A 712-nucleotide genomic window follows, 5' to 3' on the forward strand; every position below is an offset into this window, starting at 1 on the left:
AGCCAATGCTTGACCATCGAACTGCCACCTCCGTGCATCTACGATCTCGCAGCGCGGGGCGTACTGACCAGAGCATTTCGGCCTCTGTACGGGTCCGCCGGGAATCCCCCAGGGGTATTTCAGCGTTGTACAGACCGGCAGGGGACGTGTGAGCGCGGCCCCCGAACAGCGACGAGCGGACACGATGACGCACGCACACGAAAGGTCGGACAAGAGCCGGTCCGGACGCTCGGACTCCCGCGGCGGGCAGCATGCCCCGACTGCGATGGTCGTGTCGCCCACCTTCGCGCCGTTGGCGGATCGCTTCTKCGGGCTTTTCGACCGGACGTCGGACGGCGGTGGCGCTCTGGCGGTGTACCTGCACGGTGAACCGGTCGTCGACATCTGGTCGGGCTGGTCCACTCCCACCACGCGCTGGCAATCGAGCACCGTCGCGGTGTCGTTCTCGACCGGCAAAGGCGTCGCGAGCACAGTCCTCCACCGCCTCGCCGACCGCGGGCTGATCGACTACGACGAAGCGGTCGCCGAGTACTGGCCTGAGTTCGCGACCGCGGGCAAGGACTCCATCACGGTGCGTGAACTGCTGAGCCATCGGGCGGGACTCCATCGCGTGCGTGGCCTGGTGCCGGGCCGCTTGGCGCTGCTGGATCACGACGGGGTGGCGGCCGCGCTGGCTGCGGCCGTCCCCGACCGGCGGCGTGGTGTCCTGCCC

1 protein-coding gene is annotated in these 712 nt (G+C 68.8%); it reads left to right on the forward strand.

Translation table 11 applies throughout. From position 1 onward, the window contains the following. Nucleotides 1-265 precede the first annotated feature (265 nt). The coding region (locus tag AC1DQC_RS19840) for a serine hydrolase domain-containing protein (RefSeq protein WP_477052948.1) at nucleotides 266-712 on the forward strand (447 nt) is incomplete at its 3' end.

Source organism: Cellulomonas sp. P4_H12, from assembly GCF_056400905.1.